The organism is Amycolatopsis sp. cmx-8-4 (assembly GCF_046548675.1).
In the GTDB taxonomy this organism is placed as follows: Bacteria; Actinomycetota; Actinomycetes; order Mycobacteriales; family Pseudonocardiaceae; genus Amycolatopsis.
On sequence record NZ_JAEBDZ010000003.1, the window covers coordinates 381,715 to 396,355 of the forward strand.

At 67.6% G+C, this 14,641-nt stretch carries 11 protein-coding genes and 1 tRNA gene; 6 read left to right on the plus strand and 6 right to left on the minus strand.

Annotated elements, in window-relative coordinates; genetic code table 11:
* Nucleotides 1–47 precede the first annotated feature (47 nt).
* From ACLJQZ_RS07945 to xerC, 6 genes are all read left to right on the plus strand, one after another.
* Complete coding sequence (locus tag ACLJQZ_RS07945; protein ID WP_410619405.1) at nt 48–830, plus strand: ABC transporter permease; 783 nt, start codon at nt 48–50, stop codon at nt 828–830.
* Nucleotides 830–3,001, plus strand: coding sequence for a cell division protein FtsK (locus tag ACLJQZ_RS07950; RefSeq protein WP_410619406.1), 2,172 nt, complete (start codon nt 830–832; stop codon nt 2,999–3,001). The genes ACLJQZ_RS07945 and ACLJQZ_RS07950 overlap by 1 nt, the downstream gene beginning before the upstream one ends.
* 392 nt (nt 3,002–3,393) lie before the next feature.
* Nucleotides 3,394–3,984 carry a hypothetical protein gene (locus ACLJQZ_RS07955; RefSeq protein ID WP_410619407.1) on the plus strand — a complete coding sequence of 197 codons (591 nt, stop codon included), beginning with the start codon at nt 3,394–3,396 and terminating at the stop codon, nt 3,982–3,984.
* Nucleotides 3,984–5,543 carry a DUF3631 domain-containing protein gene (locus ACLJQZ_RS07960; protein ID WP_410619408.1) on the plus strand — a complete coding sequence of 520 codons (1,560 nt, stop codon included), beginning with the start codon at nt 3,984–3,986 and terminating at the stop codon, nt 5,541–5,543. Before ACLJQZ_RS07955 ends, ACLJQZ_RS07960 begins: the two co-directional genes overlap by 1 nt.
* Complete coding sequence (locus ACLJQZ_RS07965; RefSeq protein WP_410619409.1) at nt 5,540–5,770, plus strand: helix-turn-helix domain-containing protein; 231 nt, start codon at nt 5,540–5,542, stop codon at nt 5,768–5,770. Before ACLJQZ_RS07960 ends, ACLJQZ_RS07965 begins: the two co-directional genes overlap by 4 nt.
* Entirely contained in the window at nt 5,754–6,908 is a 1,155-nt protein-coding gene (gene xerC / locus ACLJQZ_RS07970) for a tyrosine recombinase XerC (protein WP_410619410.1), read from the plus strand. The genes ACLJQZ_RS07965 and xerC overlap by 17 nt, the downstream gene beginning before the upstream one ends.
* Nucleotides 6,909–7,038: 130 nt before the next feature.
* On the opposite strand, the gene ACLJQZ_RS07975 is transcribed toward xerC, so the two are convergent.
* From ACLJQZ_RS07975 to ACLJQZ_RS08000, 6 genes are all read right to left on the minus strand, one after another.
* The gene (locus ACLJQZ_RS07975) at nt 7,039–8,013 is read right to left on the minus strand and encodes a hypothetical protein (protein ID WP_410619411.1); all 975 of its coding nucleotides are present in this window, start codon (nt 8,011–8,013) and stop codon (nt 7,039–7,041) included.
* A gap of 267 nt (nt 8,014–8,280) precedes the next feature.
* Nucleotides 8,281–8,354 (minus strand) — tRNA-Ile (locus ACLJQZ_RS07980).
* Nucleotides 8,355–8,403: 49 nt separating this feature from the next.
* Nucleotides 8,404–9,078, minus strand: a complete 675-nt coding sequence (locus ACLJQZ_RS07985; protein ID WP_410619412.1) for a DUF3566 domain-containing protein — start codon at nt 9,076–9,078, stop codon at nt 8,404–8,406.
* A 38-nt stretch (nt 9,079–9,116) separates the two neighbouring features.
* A complete protein-coding gene (gyrA, locus tag ACLJQZ_RS07990) occupies nt 9,117–11,711 on the minus strand; it encodes a DNA gyrase subunit A (protein WP_410619413.1) in 2,595 nt (864 codons plus the stop codon).
* Between the two features lie 51 nt (nt 11,712–11,762).
* Nucleotides 11,763–13,730 (minus strand): DNA topoisomerase (ATP-hydrolyzing) subunit B, encoded by a 1,968-nt coding sequence (gene gyrB / locus ACLJQZ_RS07995; RefSeq protein ID WP_326945430.1) that lies wholly within the window; start codon nt 13,728–13,730, stop codon nt 11,763–11,765.
* A gap of 197 nt (nt 13,731–13,927) precedes the next feature.
* Nucleotides 13,928–14,431 carry a DciA family protein gene (locus ACLJQZ_RS08000; RefSeq protein ID WP_410619414.1) on the minus strand — a complete coding sequence of 168 codons (504 nt, stop codon included), beginning with the start codon at nt 14,429–14,431 and terminating at the stop codon, nt 13,928–13,930.
* Nucleotides 14,432–14,641 lie beyond the last annotated feature (210 nt).

Below are 14,641 nucleotides of genomic sequence, written 5' to 3' on the forward strand. Positions count from 1 at the left end.
GGACCGGGCTCCTCCCAACCACTTCCAAGCCAGTCAGGAGAAACCTCATGGTAGGGCTCAACACGCCCACGAACACCCGAAGCGCGTACCCCGCTTCGGTCGCCGACCTCCTGCCCCGAGTCCGCGAGTTCATGGCGGACCTGGGCGAGGTCCCGTCCCGGAACCGGATCATGACCGAGTTCAAGGTGGGCGCACCGAAGGCGACCGCGCTCCTCGCCGCGCTGAGCGACGACACCAAGACCGAGCCCGTGCGGAAGCTGCACGCCGTGACCGAACCGGCCGCGAGCGAAGGCCCGGAATCGGGTCCGGAAGTTCTGGCAAAGCCGGCTGACGACGACGGAGACGCGCAGGTAATCGAGGCCGCAGACCCGGGGACGACGCCGAGGCGCGCGATCAAGCTCTGGCCCGTGCTGCTTCTCGCTCTCCCCGCGTTCGTGGCGGTCTGGAGTGGCTGGGTCGGGCTCGGCCGGCTGACCGGGTTCGGCCCGATCCAGCTCCTGCCGGGGATCTGGGATCACCTGACGATCAACTCGGCGATCACGCTCCCGATCGGAGTCGAGACCTACGCGGCGTTCGCCCTGCGGGTCTGGCTGTCCCCGTTGACCCGGACCCACCGCGTCCGCAGCTTCGCGAAGTGGTCCGCCCTGGGCTCGCTCGTGCTCGGCATGGTCGGCCAGGTCGCCTACCACCTGATGTCCGCCGCGGACGTCGAGCGCGCTCCTTGGCCGGTAACCACGCTCGTCGCCTGCCTGCCGGTCGGCGTGCTCGGCTGCGGCGCCGCCCTTGCGCACCTCGTGCGCGACACCACTGACCAGGAGGTGAACGACTGATGAGTACCACCAACGAGCCGCACGGCGGCCGCGTGATCGCGTTCCCGAGCACGCCCACCCCTGACCCGGACCCGTTCGTCATCGACGCCGAGTCCAGCGACGAAGCTGCGGAGCAGTCGCCTGCCGTCGCGGTCGACCGCTCGGCCTCGGACGGTTCGTCGTGGCTGGACCGCCTGCGCTCGCAGAACCGTCAGCCGATCATCCCCCGGTACCTCAAGTCCACCGCGGACGCGAAGGACGCGGCGAAGTGGGTGGGCAAGCACTACGCCCACAAGGCCGGCTACCACACTGCGCGGTCACCGCTCTACGCGCTCCGGCTCGCGGTGCGTTCTCCTCGCGGCCTCGTGATCCTGCTGGCTGCGACAGCCCGACACGTGACCGACGCCGAAGGGCGTCCGGCCCGCTCGGAAACCGCGACCGCCGACAAGGCCGACCTGTACTTGAAGCTCTCGCAGCAGCGCGATCGGCGAGTCGTGCTCCGGCTGATTCAGCTCGGTCTCGTGGCGACGGTCGGTCTGGTCCTGGTGTTCACGCTGCCGAGCGTCCTGCCGGAGTGGGTTCTCTGGGCTTGCGGCGCGATCGCGGTCGCCCTGCTGGGAAAGCTCGGGTCCACTCGGGACAACCCGGTCGTCTCGTCTCGCGCAGTGCTGTCGACGCAGGTCCAGAAGCTCACGAGCGACAACGTCGTTCAGGCGCTGTCCGTGCTCGGCATCGCGGGCATCAACCAGGCTCTCAGCAAGAACCCGAACGCGATCGGGTTCACGGCACCGATCACCCGGGACGGCCCCGGCTGGCGCGCCGACGTCGACCTTCCGCCCGGCGTCACGGTCTCCGAAGTGGTCGAGCGGCGGGCGAAGCTCGCCTCAGGTCTCGGCCGTCCTCTCGGGTGCGTCTGGCCGGAGGGCAACGCGGAGGTGCACCCCGGGCGGATGGTCCTCTGGGTCGGTGACCAGGACTTGTCCAAGTCGCGCCAGGCGGCTTGGCCGCTGCGGAAGCTCGGCAAGGTCGACCTGTTCAAGCCGCAGCCGTTCGGCACCGACCAGCGCGGCCGGTGGGTGGACGTCACCCTGATGTTCATCTCGATGGTCATCGGCGCGATACCGCGGATGGGAAAGACGTTCACGCTGCGCGAGCTGCTGCTGATCGCGGCGCTGGACCCGAGGGCCGAGCTGCACTCGTTCGACCTCAAGGGAACCGGCGACCTTTCGCCGCTGGCGCCGGTGTCCCACCGGTACCGCGCCGGCGACGAGCCGGACGACATCGCGTACGCCGTCACCGACCTGCGAGCGCTCGCCGGCGAACTGCGGCGGCGCGCGAAGGTCATCCGCGAACTGCCGAAGGATCTGTGCCCGGAAAACAAGGTCACGCCGGAGCTGGCCGACAAGAAGTCCCTCGGTCTGCACCCGATCGTGATCGGTGTCGACGAGTGTCAGAAGTGGTTCGAGCATCCCGATTACGGCGCGGAGATCGAGGAGGTCTGCACCGACCTGGTGAAGCGCGGCCCCGCCTTGGGAATCGTGATCATGATGGCGACGCAGCGACCGGACGCGAAGAGCATCCCGACCGCGATCAGCGACAACGCCGTGATGCGGTTCTGCCTCAAGGTCACCGGTCAGCAGGCCAACGACATGGTTCTCGGCACTTCGTCCTACCGGAACGGCATCCGCGCAACCACGCTGTCCTTTCGGGACAAGGGGATCGGATACCTGGCCGGCGAAGGCGACGAGCCACGCATCACCCGCGGTGTCTACATCGACGGCCCGGACGCCGAGAAGATCGCGAACCGCGCTCGAACGGCACGGCTGGCGGCCGGACGGCTGACCGGCTACGCCGCTGGCCTCGACCTCGCGCCCGATGAGGAAGAGGACACGAGCACGCTGCTCGCCGACGTGCTGGCCGCGATCGGCGACGCCGAGAAGGTGTGGTCGGAACGCATCGTCGACCGGCTGGCCGAGCTTCGGCCGGCGGTCTACGGCCCGTGGGCCGAGCTGCCGACCGGTGCCGCGAAGGCAACGCAGCTTTCCAGCGCGCTCAAGCCGTTCGGGATTGCGACGAAACAGGTTTGGGGCAACGACCTGGACGCCGGCAAGGGCGCCAACCGGATGGGCGTCAAGCGCGAATGGATCGCCGACGCTCTTACCGAGCGTGACCGAAACCGCAAGAGCGGATAGCTCTCCGCGGGGCTCTAGGTCTAGAGCCTGCTGCCTCTAGACCTAGAGCCCCCTCTAGACCACCAAAGCAACGCTGATCAGCGCCCTAGCACCTAGAGGCGCAGGCCGAATGCGGCCAAAAACAGCCTCGGAGGCTTCGTTGAACCCCCTCAGCAACCCGAACGTCCTGTTCCTCATCGTTCTTGCGGTCGTCACCCTTGGTTACTCCTGGTCGTGCGCTGTCTACCCCTACCGGCCGTGCCGTTCCTGCCGGGGCATCGGAGCTTTTCGCTCCCCGCTGCTCCGCGCGATCCGGCTCTGCCGCCGGTGCGGCGGAACCGGCCGCACGCTCCGCGCCGGCCGCCGCGCCTACAACTCCTGCCGCCGCGCTCGGCAGTCGTACCGCGATCTGCGTGACCGCGACCGCCGCGACGAGAACCGCTGACTCCGCAGCTCAACCGAAGGGCTCACCCATGACAACCACACTTCTCAACCCCGAGCGTCAGTTCCTGGGCTGCGTCATGCAGGTTCGGCACACCGCGGCCCGCCGGCTGCTTGCCGGAATGCGTGCCGACGACTTCGGCTCACCGGTCGCCGCTCACGTGCTCCAGCTCGTCATCGAACTGACCGCCGCCGGCCACGCACCGACACCGATAGCCGTGATGGATCACGCTCGTGAGAAGACGATCTGCAGCCCGCGGTCCGGCGGCGCGAACCGGCTGCGCAGCCTCGGCCTCTGGATCGTCGAAACGTACACGAACGGCCCGATCCTCCCGCCGCCGTACTACGGCTCCTGGCTGAAAGCCCTCGTACTGAAGGACGCGTACCGCCGCGCCGTTCGGGAGCACGCGGCCCGCCTGGTGCAAGCCGTCGAGGACGACTCGCCGACGGACGTTCTCCGCCACCGGCTCGACGACACCGAACGCCTCGACGACTTGTGGCAGCGCTACCGCGATGCCGGAGGCAACGACGAACCGACCGCACGCCTGGAGGTGGCTGCCTGATGTCCGAAATAGACGACACCCTGTCCGTGATCGACTTCGTCATCTCCGACGAGCCAGCGCCTCACTGCCAGCAGTGCAGCCGCCCCCGCGGCGACTCACCGTCCGGCGACTTCTGCTCGGAGAACTGCCAGCGCGTCTGGCGCGGCCGCCACATCGCGGCGAAGCCGGCCGAGGACGGCGGTGCCCAGCCGAGCGAGGCGCTGCCGGAGACCGCGCCGGTCACCTCGCTGGCATGGCTCGGCCCGGCGCCGGCCGCGGCCTACGCGAAGCCGGGTCACGAAGTTCTCGACTCGGTCGTGACGTTCGTGTCGCGCTTCTCGGCCTTCGCCAACGAGCACGCCGCGCCGACGCTGGCGCTCTGGTACGCGCACACGCACATCGCGGAGCGGCTGTATGTCACGCCGCGTCTCATCCTCGACTCGGCGGAGCCCGGGAGCGGCAAGACACGCGTGCTGGAGGTCGCCCAGTACCTCGTCGCCAAGCCGGAGATGACCATCAGCATCACCCCGGCCGCGATCTTCCGGATGCTCGCCGACGGCCCAATGACGCTGCTGTTCGACGAGATCGACGCCGTGTTCAACCCGAAGACAGGCGGGAACAACGAAGACCTCCGCGCGCTGCTCAACGCCGGCTACAAGCGCTCGGCGACAGTGACGCGGTGCGTCGGCGACGCCAAGAGCATGAACGTCACGCGGTTCCCGGTCTACGCCCCGGTCGCGCTCGCCGGGATCGCCGGCGGCATGCCGGACACCATCACCACCCGCGCGATCACCGTCCACATGCGCAAACGCCGCTTCGACGAAGTCGTCGAGGAGTTCATCGAAGAAGACGTCGAACGCGAGTCGGCACCGGTCCGCGCCGAGCTGGCGGGATGGGTCGGACGCGTCGGCGACGAGGTGAGCCGCGCCCGACCAGACCGGCCGGACGGCGTGCGTGACCGTGCTGCGGAGATCTGGCGCCCGCTCCTGGCCATCGCGGACGCGGCCGGCGGGCACTGGCCGGAGACGGCGCGGCGGGCGTGCGGGCACTTCGTGCTCGAAGCCAACGCACAACCCGTGTCGATCGGCGTGCGGCTGCTGGCCGACGTCCGGCAGATCTTCGCCGCGGAGAACACCGACCGCATGGTGACGGCCGAGCTGATTCGCGAGCTTCACGCCGTCGAGGACGGCCCGTGGACGGACCTTCAGGGAAAGTCGCTCGACAGCCGCCGCCTGGCGAAGGAACTCGATCGATACCTGGTCCGGCCGAAAGACCTGAAGGTCAGCGGCAAGACGCTGAAGGGATACCGCATCGACGGCGACGGCGGGCTCGCCGACGCCTGGAGCCGCTACCTCCCGCCGCTCGAAACGGGGGCGACATCCGCGACCAGCGCGACCCCGCAGGTCAGCGCCGCACCGGGCCTCTCGGGGTCGTCGACCTCGGCCGCGACCTCCGCAACCAGGGTCGCGGACGGTCGCGGCGCCCAAGTGCCGCTCGCACCTGTGCTGACCAGCTCGGTTGCGGAGGTCGCGGACGTCGCGCCCGCCAAGCCCGACCACGACAACGAGGGGGACCGATGAACGCCGTATCCATGCCGGTCGCCGTGCCCGAACGGCATCTCTACCGGATCACCGAAGCGATGCGGCTGCTGTCGATGAGCCGCTCGGTCATCTACGAGCAGTTGCGCTCGGGGCGCCTGCGCTCGGTCAAACAGGGACGCGCCCGGCTCGTCCCGGCAGTCGCCATCCAGCAGTACGTCCAACTGCTCATGAACGAAGCGGAGGTCAGCTATGACGAAACGGCGTAGCCGCGGAGACGGTGGCCTCCGCTGGTCGGAAAGCCGTCAGCGCTGGATCGCTGAGGTCACGGTCGGCTACACACCGGCCGGAAAGCGGAAGGTCCGCTCCGCGTACGGCAAGACGAAGACCGAGGCGAAGGACAAACTCAAGGAGATGCTCCGCGAGCACGACGACGGCTTGCCACCGGAGGACCGGTCGTTCACGGTGGCTCAGGCGGTACGCGACTTCCTCGCGCACGGTCTGCCCCGGCGGTCAGCCTCGACCGTGGAGAAGCTGACGATCCTCGCCGACAAGCACATCGTCCCGCTCATCGGGCGCCGCAACGCACGGGAGCTGACCGCGGACGAGGTCGACACGTGGCTCGCCGGTAGGGCGAAGGTCGTGTCGACGCGGACGCTGCAAGAGCTGCTGTCGCTGCTCCGGCGGTCGCTGGCCAGGGCGCAGAAGCGGGAGAAGATCAAGCGCAACGTCGCGCTCCTCTGCGAGGTCCCGGAGGGACGGGCGGGCCGGCCGTCGAAGTCGTTGACCTTTGAACAGGCCGAGGCCGTTCTTGCAGCGGCCGAGTTCACCTCGATGCGCGCTTACATCGTGGTGTCGCTGCTGACCGGGGCTCGGACAGAGGAGATGCGGGCGCTCACGTGGTCGCACACCGATTTGGAGGGCAAGCCGGAATTAACCTCGCCGGTCCCCCCGCACGTCATGGTGTGGCGGTCGGTACGAGAAGGCGGCGACACCAAAACTGCGAAGTCGCGGCGTTCGCTGGCGCTGCCGAAACGGTGCATTGACGCCTTGCGGGCGCACCAGGCAAAGCAAGCGTTCGCGCGCAAGCTGGCCAGCGACAGCTGGGAGGAAAAGGGGTTGGTGTTCGCGTCGGCTGTCGGGCGTGAACTGGACGCGGCCAACGTCCGCCGTGCGTTCCGACGTGTACTAAAGAAGGCCGGCTTGAAACCGGAGGAGTGGACACCGCGTGAGCTACGCCACAGCTTCGTGTCACTGCTCTCCGACAGCGGCATGGAGTTGGAAAAGATCTCGCGGCTGGTAGGCCACAACGGGACGACCGTGACGGAGAAGGTCTACCGCCACCAGTTGCGCCCGGTGATCCAGCACGGCGCCGAAGCAATGGACCATATCTTCATCGGCAACTAGCGCGAAATCCGAGCAACCGCCGGTCCGGCCCGAACTGGCCGGACCGGCGTTATCCAATCGACATCAACCAACTCGCGACCCGGATAAGTTGACCAAGACATAGACCTCGATGACATCTTTGGGGTTTTGTTTAGCGGGACGCGCATCGGACGGGGCCCGCAGAGTGTCCGGTGATTAGCCATTGCGACCCCTCAACCCTGGTTAGGCTGAAAACGCCGAGCGCAGGGCCGCCCCTGATCATGTAGTCGCATGAGTTGATCGTGATCGTGCCACCGGGAGGCGGCTCGTTGACGTAGCTAGGCATGGACTCCGCGTAGTCATTTTTGCTAGTGACCTGCCGAGACAGCGCTGCGATGGCGGCCTCGCAACTCGGGAAGCCCAGATCAGCGGCGAACGCAGTCTGGACGTCATCTCGCATGCGACCACAAGCCTGAGGAACAAGATCCTGAGCGATCGCGTCGTAGACCTCACGGACTGCCTCGTTCGGATTTGTGCTCAAGATTCGATTTGTGTGATATGAACCGCCGTCACCAACGACGGTTGTTTCCTTGGAGCCGGGAAAGAGCCGCGACTCGAAATGCTGCACGGCTTCAGCAGCGCCATCATTGCCACCAATGTTGTAGCTGATGGCGGTAGCAGTGCCCAAGACAGCGACTAGGGCGACGACACCCATAATGATCCCGCCTGTGCTTATACGCACGGTGCGCTTGTCACCAACCACAAAGTCACGAGTGCGGAATCGACTACGGTCGCCCTGTCGAACGGTGACTTGGTTGCCATCGACGGTCGCACCGGCTGCGTCCTGACTGCTGTAGACGTCACGGACCGCCTGTCCGAGCTGATTGGCAAACTCCGGATCGGCTTTGGCAGCATCAGCCAGAACGGCGCTGACCATCGTCGCGCGGGCAGGGTCGTCGGGCTTTTCACGCAGACCCTGCAGCGCAGCGGAACCCGACGCGGTCTTGCTCAGTCGTGGCTCGATCAACTTGTATAGCCGGTCAACCGCTCCGTCACGAACTTTGTCGCCGAGTTGCTTCGCGCCCTGCGCCAAATAGCCAGCCACGAACGTGCCTGCGGCCGCGACCATGCTCGCGATGTCCTCCATACCCTCGTCCCCTCCCTACGAGTTGGTGATCTGAGTCACCAATCGACAGCCTACTGACCTCTGCGAAGTCCGAGAAGATGCACTAGCCGCCACGCAGGACTTGATGATGGGAACGTGCAGAGCGGAACAGAAGTCATGCGCGTAACAGCTTGCGCGGAACGACCAGGTAGCGAGACACGCGCAAGCAAGCCTCATAGTCAGGCACCTAGTCAGGCCGACACCAAAAAGCCCGGTTCACCAGAGAGGTGAACCGGGCTTTGACCTGCGTGGGCCTACCAGGACTTGAACCTGGGACCTCTTCGTTATCAGCGAAGCGCTCTAACCACCTGAGCTATAGGCCCTTGAACGAGGAGAACTTTACAGGACCCCCGAGGGGGCCCTGCAACCGGGTTACTCCCGTTCCGACAGCGTGACTTCCAGGCCTCCGGCGAGGTCGGCCGACACGTTGTAGATGAACGCGCTGACCGTGGCCAGTGCCGACACCAGGACGATGTTGATCGCGCCCAGGATGGCCGCGATGCCGAAGACGCGGCCCGCGCTGATCAGGGGTTCCGAGGACGCGTTCGCGCCTTCGCCGCCGACCAGGGAGGAGTACGTGCCATTCAGCTTGTCCCAGACGCCCATGCCGTCGAGGACCGTGTAGAGGACGCCGACCGCGACCAGCCAGACGAAGAACATCGCGACGCCCAGTACGAGCGACAGCTTCAGCACCGACCACGGGTCGAACCGCTTGACCTGCAGGCTCGCCCGCCGCGGGCCTCGGCCTGGGCGGCGGAGGGCGCTGGGGCGGGCGCGCTGGCTCGACGCCGACGGGATGGCGGCCGCGGACGGCTCGCCTCCCGGCGGGGTGTCGCCGCCGCCGAAGAGGCGGGGGGCGGCGCTGCCGGTCACCACCGGGTGCTCGGCCGGCGAGACGGGTTGCGTCTCGCCGGCCGGGCGCACCTCGTCCGTGGCCAGCCCGACCGTCGCCTCGGCGTCGCCGCCGTCCTTGCCGACCCGCTGCCAGGGCGGGCTCGCCGGAGTCCCGTTCGAACCCGCTGCCTCGGGATTCTCGGATGGTGTCACGAAGAGTCAGTCCTTACCCGTGCCGTGGTGGCGCCGTCTCACTGCTCCGGCGGCGCCGTCGTTTCTTCATCCGCGTCTGTGGTTTCGGCCACTGCTTCCGACACGGCTTCCGCAGTGTCGTCCACCGTGACGTCCGCTTCCGCGGTGTCGTCACCGTTGGCGACGTCCGAGGGCTCGTCCGCGTTGCGTGCGACCGCGAGAAGAGTGGTGCCTTCGCCGAGATTCATCAGCCGCACCCCCTTCGTCTGCCGCCCCGCCTTGCGCACGTCGACCGCCGGCGTGCGGATCACGCCGCCGCTCGAGGTGATCGCGTACAGCTCGTCCTCGGCGTCGACGATGAGCGCCCCCACCAGCCTCCCACGTTTGCGGTCGTGCTGAATGGTGAGCACACCCTTGCCACCGCGACCCTGCACCGGGTAGTCCTCGATCGGCGTGCGCTTCGAGTATCCGCCGTCGGTCGCGACCAGCAGGAACTTGTCCGGCTTGACCACGCTGATGCCGAGCAGCTCGTCGCCGTCGTTGAACCGCATGCCGAGCACACCGGACGTCGGGCGGCCCATCGGCCGCAGCGCCTCGTCGGTCGCGTGGAAGCGGATCGACTGGCCCTCGGCCGACACCAGGAGCAGGTCGTCCTCGGCCGCCGCCAGCACCGCGCCGACCAGTTCGTCGCCCTCGCGCAGGTTGATCGCGATGAGGCCGCCGGAGCGGTTGGAGTCGAAGTCGGTGAGCTTGGTCTTCTTCACCAGGCCGCGCTTGGTGGCGAGCACCAGGTACGGCGCGACCTCGTAGTTCTTGATCTCGATGACCTGGGCGATCTTCTCGTCCGGCTGGAACGCCATGAGGTTCGCGACGTGCTGGCCGCGCGCGTTGCGGTTGGCCTCGGGCAGGTCGTACGTCTTGGTCCGGTAGACGCGGCCCTTGTTCGTGAAGAACAGGATCCAGTCGTGCGTCGAGCAGACGAAGAAGTGCTGGACGATGTCGTCCTGCTTCAGCGTCGCGCCCTGCACGCCCTTGCCGCCGCGCTTCTGCGAGCGGTACAGATCCGTCTTCGTCCGCTTCGCGTACCCCGTGCGGGTGATCGTGACGACGACGTCCTCGACCGCGATGAGCTCTTCGTCGGTGACGTCGCCGTTGAAGGCGATGATCTTCGTGCGCCGGTCGTCGCCGTACTTCTCGACGATCGCCATCAGCTCGTCGCGGATGATCGAGCGCTGCCGCTCGGGCTTCTCGAGGATGTCCTTGAGGTCGGCGATCTCCAGCTCGATCTCGGCCAGCTGGTCGATGATCCGCTGCCGCTCGAGGGCGGCCAGGCGCCGCAGCTGCATGTCGAGGATCGCGGTGGCCTGGATCTCGTCGACGTCCAGGAGCTCCATCAGGGCCGGCCGGGCCTCGTCCGCGGACGGCGACCGCCGGATCAGCGCGATGACCTCGTCGAGCGCGTCGAGCGCCTTGACGTACCCACGCAGGATGTGGGCCCGTTCCTCGGCCTTCCGCAGGCGGAAGCGGGTCCGCCGGACGATGACCTCGACCTGGTGCTTCACGTAGTGCCGGATGATCTGGTCGAGCCGCAGCGTGCGCGGCACGCCGTCGACCAGTGCCAGCATGTTGACGCCGAAGTTCTGCTGCAGCTGGGTGTGCTTGAACAGGTTGTTCAGCACGACCTTCGCGACGGCGTCCCGCTTGACCGTGACGACGATCCGCATGCCGGAGCGGCTGTTGGACTCGTCGGCGATGTCGGAGATGCCGGTGAGCTTGCCGTCGCGGACCAGATTCGCGATGTTCTCGACCAGGTTGTCCGGGTTGACCTGGTACGGCAGCTCGGACACGACCAGGATCGTGCGGCCCTTGACGTCTTCCTCGACCTCGACGACCGCGCGCATCCGGACCGAGCCGCGGCCGGTGCGGTAGGCGTCCTCGATGCCGGACGTGCCGAGGATCATCGCCTTGGTCGGGAAGTCCGGGCCCTTGATCCGCACCAGGAGCGCGGCCAGCAGCTCGTCGTCGTCCGCCTCGGGGTTCTCGAGCGCCCAGACAACGCCCTCGGACACCTCGCGCAGGTTGTGCGGCGGGATGTTCGTCGCCATCCCGACCGCGATCCCGGAACCGCCGTTGACCAGCAGGTTCGGGAAGCGCGACGGCAGGACGTCGGGCTCCTGCGTGCGGCCGTCGTAGTTGTCGCGGAAGTCGACGGTGTCTTCTTCGATGTCGGCCAGCATCTGCATGGCCAGCGGCGCGAGCCGGGACTCGGTGTACCGCATCGCGGCGGCGGGGTCGTTGCCCGACGAGCCGAAGTTGCCCTGGCCGTCGATCAGCGGGTACCGCAGCGACCACGGCTGGGCGAGCCGGACGAGCGCGTCGTAGATCGCCGAGTCACCGTGCGGGTGGTAGTTGCCCATGACGTCGCCGACGACGCGGGAACACTTGTTGTACCCGCGGTCCGGCCGGAAGCCGGAGTCGAACATCGAGTACAGGATCCGGCGGGCGACCGGCTTGAGGCCGTCGCGCACGTCCGGCAGCGCGCGCGACACGATCACGCTCATCGCGTAGTCGATGTACGAGCGCTGCATCTCCTGCTGGATGTCGACCGGTTCGATCCGGTCGTGGTCCGGAGCCGGCGGCAGAGTTTCCGTCATGGGTCCTTCTCGAGTGCGGGGGTCCTAGCGGGACAAACGAACGGGGGACGCCTACACGTCCAAGAAGCGCACGTCCTTGGCGTTGCGCGTGATGAACGAGCGGCGGGCCTCGACGTCCTCGCCCATCAGGACCGAGAACAGGTCGTCGGCCTGGGCGGCGTCGTCCATCGTGACCCGCCCCAGCAGCCGGTTGGCCGGGTCCATCGTGGTCTCCCACAGCTCTTCGGCGTTCATCTCGCCGAGACCCTTGTACCGCTGGATCGCGTCGTCCTTCGGCAGCCGCTTGCCGGCCTCGACGCCCGCGCGGATGACGGCGTCGCGCTCGTTGTCGGAGTACACGTACTCCGGTTCGGCCCGCGGCCACTTGATCTTGTACAGCGGCGGCCGCGACAGGAAGACGTGGCCGTGCTCGATCAGCGGCTTCATGAACCGGAACAGCAGGGTGAGCAGCAGCGTGGTGATGTGCTGACCGTCGACGTCGGCGTCGGCCATCAGCACGATCTTGTGGTACCGCAGTTTCTCGAGGTCGAACTCGTCGTGGATGCCGGTGCCCAGCGCGGTGATCAGCGACTGGACCTCGGTGTTCTTGAGGACGCGGTCGATGCGGGCCTTCTCGACGTTGATGATCTTGCCGCGGATCGGCAGGATCGCCTGGTACATCGAGTCCCGGCCCTCCTTGGCCGAGCCGCCGGCCGAGTCACCCTCGACGATGTAGAGCTCGCACTCCTCCGGCTTGGTGGAGCGGCAGTCCTTCAGCTTGCCGGGCAGGCCGCCGATGTCGAGCGCGCCCTTGCGGCGGACGAGGTCACGCGCCTTGCGCGCGGCCATCCGGGCCTGCGCCGAGGAGATCGACTTGTTGATGATCGTCTTCGCCTCGGCCGGGTTGCGCTCGAACCAGTCGGCCAGCCACTCGTTCGACTGCTGCTGCACGAACGTCTTCGCCTCGCTGTTGCCCAGCTTGGTCTTCGTCTGGCCCTCGAACTGCGGCTCGCTCAGCTTGATCGAGACGATCGCGGCGAGGCCCTCGCGCACGTCGTCACCGGTCAGGTTGGTGTCCTTCTCCTTGAGCAGCTTCTTGTCGCGCGCGTACGTGTTGACGACGCGGGTCAGCGCGGCGCGGAAGCCTTCTTCGTGGGTGCCGCCCTCGTGGGTGTTGATCGTGTTGGCGAACGTGTAGACCGACGGCGTGAACCCGGTGTTCCACTGCATCGCGACCTCGACCTCGAGGCCGGGGCCCTTGGCGTCGAAGGAGATCACGCTGGCGTGGATCGGGTCCTTGCTGCCGTTGATGTGCTTGACGAAGTCCTCGAGCCCGCCCGGGTAGCAGTAGACCTTCTCCTTGACCCGGGCGACCTTGCCTTCGGCGTCCGCCTCGGCCTCCTCGTCGGCGACACGCTCGTCGCGCAGGGACAGCGTCAGTCCCTTGTTGAGGAACGCCATCTCCTGGAGGCGGCGCGAGATCGTCTCGAAGTTGAAGGTGGTGGTCTCGAAGATGCCGCCGTCGGGCCAGAAGGTGATCGTGGTGCCAGTCTCGGACGCCGGGCCGAGGTCGTCGAGCGAACCCGGGATCTGGTCCGTGTACAGCTGGCGCCAGTCGCGGCCGCCGTACTTGACCTCCGCCAGCAGCCGCGTCGACAGCGCGTTCACCACGGAGATGCCGACGCCGTGCAGGCCGCCGGACACCGCATAGGAGTCGCTGTCGAACTTGCCGCCCGCGTGCAGCTGGGTGAGCACGACCTCGATGGTCGGCTTGTGCTCCTTGGGGTGCATGTCGACCGGGATGCCGCGGCCGTCGTCGACTACCCGCACCCCACCGTCGGCGAGGAGGGTAACCTCGACCTTGGTAGCGTGCCCCGCCATCGCTTCGTCGACCGAGTTGTCGACGACCTCCTGGACGAGGTGGTGCAGCCCGCGCTCACCGGTGGAACCGATGTACATACCGGGGCGCTTGCGGACCGCTTCAAGGCCTTCGAGCACCGTGATCGATGACGCGTTGTACTCGCTCTTGTTCTCGGTCACAGGCCTTGTTTCTCCTCGTCTCGCCCGAGCGGACACTCGCTCCCCTCCAGTGTACTTGGCCGCGTCTGCTGACATGCGGCAAGGACACCCCTGAACGCGTCACAGACGGACGAAATCGGTCCGAGCCGAGTCTTGACGTATTTCAGCGCGTCTGGATGCGTTCTCGGGGCATTCAACCGAGCAACGCGCAACCCGGGTCAGCCGTACGTGTCACGCGGGCCGCGACCCGACACGTGCCGGGGCCCTTTCCGCCAGCTCGGGGCCATCGGACCCTGGATCCGCATGCGCTTGACCACGCCGTTTCCGACCCCCGCCGCGATCTTGGCCAGCAGCTTTCCCTGCAGCAACCGCAGCTGGGTGGCCCACGCCGTGGAGCTGGCGCGGACCGTGAGCTCGCCGTCTTTCAGCGCGACCGGCTGGGCGTGTTCCGCGACGTCTTCGCCGACCAGGCGCGCCCACTGCGCGAAGACGCGCGCGCCGGAGACGCTCTCGTTCCAGCCGCGGTCGCTGACGAGCCGCGAGACGAGCCGGCCGAGGGGCTGGGGATCACGCGCGTCCGCACCCGGTCCCGACCAGCGGCGGCGCCGGGGGTTCTGTCCGCTACTGGCCACGCGACGACGGTGCCCCGGCGGGACGCCCCGCTCCTTGGCCTTGGCTTTCGCGGCCTCGAGCGCGGCGTGCGCGAGGTCCCGGCCCGTCATCGCCGCCCCGTTCGGAGCAGCGGACTTCTCACTCTGCGTACTCGGCGTGGCGTCCCCGGCCGGGTTAACCCCCTTGCGGGGGGTGTCAAGCGGCCGATCCGGCCTTTTGGTCACGCGCGGCGATAACCCGGGCACCGGTTTATCCACACTGTCCACAGGTTTGTCCCCAGATCGGTGGGTAACTCCTGTGTCAGCGGTCACACCGGGTGG

Excerpts from the sequence above, each read along its gene's own strand:
- ACLJQZ_RS07945 (WP_410619405.1), top strand. The coding sequence starts at position 48 with ATGGTAGGGCTCAACACGCCCACGAACACCCGAAGCGCGTACCCCGCT.
- ACLJQZ_RS07950 (WP_410619406.1), top strand. The coding sequence starts at position 830 with ATGAGTACCACCAACGAGCCGCACGGCGGCCGCGTGATCGCGTTCCCG.
- ACLJQZ_RS07960 (WP_410619408.1), top strand. The coding sequence starts at position 3,984 with ATGTCCGAAATAGACGACACCCTGTCCGTGATCGACTTCGTCATCTCC.
- ACLJQZ_RS07965 (WP_410619409.1), top strand. The coding sequence starts at position 5,540 with ATGAACGCCGTATCCATGCCGGTCGCCGTGCCCGAACGGCATCTCTAC.
- xerC (WP_410619410.1), top strand. The coding sequence starts at position 5,754 with ATGACGAAACGGCGTAGCCGCGGAGACGGTGGCCTCCGCTGGTCGGAA.
- ACLJQZ_RS07975 (WP_410619411.1), bottom strand. The coding sequence starts at position 8,013 with ATGGAGGACATCGCGAGCATGGTCGCGGCCGCAGGCACGTTCGTGGCT.
- gyrA (WP_410619413.1), bottom strand. The coding sequence starts at position 11,711 with ATGACGGAAACTCTGCCGCCGGCTCCGGACCACGACCGGATCGAACCG.
- ACLJQZ_RS08000 (WP_410619414.1), bottom strand. The coding sequence starts at position 14,431 with ATGACGGGCCGGGACCTCGCGCACGCCGCGCTCGAGGCCGCGAAAGCC.